At 40.3% G+C, this 1,712-nt stretch carries 2 protein-coding genes; both read left to right on the top strand.

What is annotated here, in order from left to right; translation table 11 throughout:
- Positions 1-261: 261 nt before the first annotated feature.
- Positions 262-684, top strand: coding sequence for a transposase (locus VGT41_01675; GenBank protein ID HEV2600985.1), 423 nt, complete (start codon positions 262-264; stop codon positions 682-684).
- Entirely contained in the window at positions 681-1,529 is an 849-nt protein-coding gene (locus tag VGT41_01670; protein ID HEV2600984.1) for an IS3 family transposase, read from the top strand. The genes VGT41_01675 and VGT41_01670 overlap by 4 nt, the downstream gene beginning before the upstream one ends.
- Positions 1,530-1,712: the final 183 nt, after the last annotated feature.

Below are 1,712 nucleotides of genomic sequence, written 5' to 3'. Positions count from 1 at the left end.
TCATAATCAACCTGTCCGTCCGCATGAAAAGGTGTTATAATGGCAACACCTGTTCCGTAAAATTTGTTCATCTCAGTTATTAAAAGGGTGCTAATATAGGAATAGTTGATGGTTCATGGATCATGGTTCATGGATTTTTGTCCGTTGGTCGCAGGCGAGGCTAAGCTTACATAAGGCAACGCAAACCTTTCTCCATCAACTGTCCTTGCCTGAATATGTTGACCGAAAATAGAGGTTTATAGACACTAAACCAACTAGAAAATGGCAACAATCAGCGAGTATGAGAAATTAACAATCAGAGAACGTCAGAAGCGTTTTTTCAATGAAACCTTTAAAAAGTCAAAAGTCAGTGAGATAGAGCGGAATATCCTATCAATAGCTGAACTTTGTAAGGAACACCAGGTAAGCAGATCAGCTGTTTACAAATGGATCTACAAATATTCATTGATGCGTAAACAAGAAAACAGACAGGTCATAGAGCCTGAAAGTGAAACAAGAAAAGTGCTGCTTTTAAAGCAAGAAGTAAGTGAACTACAGCGCGTCATAGGAGAAAAACAGCTTAAGATGGATTTCCTGGAAAAGGTGATTGAACTGGCAGAAAAGGAATACGGGCTGGATATTAAAAAAAAATTTACCACCAAGCCATCCTCTGGTACTGGTCCAACAGAAAGCAGCGCCCAATGAAAATGAATGGGCTATACCGGGTTATAGGTACCAGCAGGCAAGCGTTCCATCAGTATCTTGATAAGCAGATGCTGATATTGGAGGAACAGCAACAATTGTTACCCATTATCAATCAAATCCGGGCCGATCATCCCCGTCTGTCAGCAAGGCGGATGTATGAAATGATCGAACCTCAAAGCATGGGCAGAGATAAGTTCGAGCAGTTTTGCTACCTGTATGGCTTTAAACTGCATATAAAAAGAGCATTTCATAAGACGACAAACTCATTGGGTGTTACTCGTTTTGAGAATTTAATCGCAGGGCTGGAGTTGACAGGTGTAAACCAGGTTTGGGCAAGTGATATTACTTATTACCGCATTGGCGAAAGATTCTATTATATCACATTTATCCTCGACCTGTACAGCCGCTTTATTGTGGGGTATGCTGTATCTGTTGGTATGTTTACCGAGCAAACTACCATACCTGCATTGAACATGGCCTTAAAGCTGCGGGAGCCTGAACATGGGTTGATCTTTCACTCCGATGGCGGCGGGCAATATTACTGCAAAAAGTTTTTAGCCATTACCAAAAGCAACCTGATTGAAAACAGTATGTGCGAAAGCGTGTATGAAAACGCCCATGCAGAGCGGATCAATGGTACGATTAAAAATGATTACCTGATTTATTATGCCCCACAGGATTATAAACAACTGGTAACCCTAACTGATAAAGCTGTTAAAATGTATAACCATTTCAGGCCGCATTCTTCGTTGGGAAATAGTTCTCCGGCCATCTATGAGTTATCCACAAAATCAGTACTTGGTAACAAAGAAAAAAGAAGCAAAAAAGAAATCTTACAACAATAATAATAAGTTTGTATTCTTCTTTTAAAAAGTCAACCCTATTCAGGCATGGTCAAACTATGAACTATGAACTATGAACTATGAACCATGAACTATGAACTATGAATCACCTCAAAAACTCACCCCCAGCCGGATAGCTGATTCTAAGTTGCTGCCGCTGTTGAACGATGTGCCATACATCAAACG

This window comes from Candidatus Babeliales bacterium, assembly GCA_035944115.1.
Classification (GTDB): domain Bacteria; phylum Babelota; class Babeliae; order Babelales; family Vermiphilaceae; genus DASZBJ01.
The sequence above is the reverse complement of the archived record's forward strand: the minus strand, read 5'-3'. Positions and strand labels throughout refer to the sequence as shown.

Excerpts from the sequence above, each read along its gene's own strand:
- VGT41_01675 (HEV2600985.1), top strand. The coding sequence starts at position 262 with ATGGCAACAATCAGCGAGTATGAGAAATTAACAATCAGAGAACGTCAG.
- VGT41_01670 (HEV2600984.1), top strand. The coding sequence starts at position 681 with ATGAAAATGAATGGGCTATACCGGGTTATAGGTACCAGCAGGCAAGCG.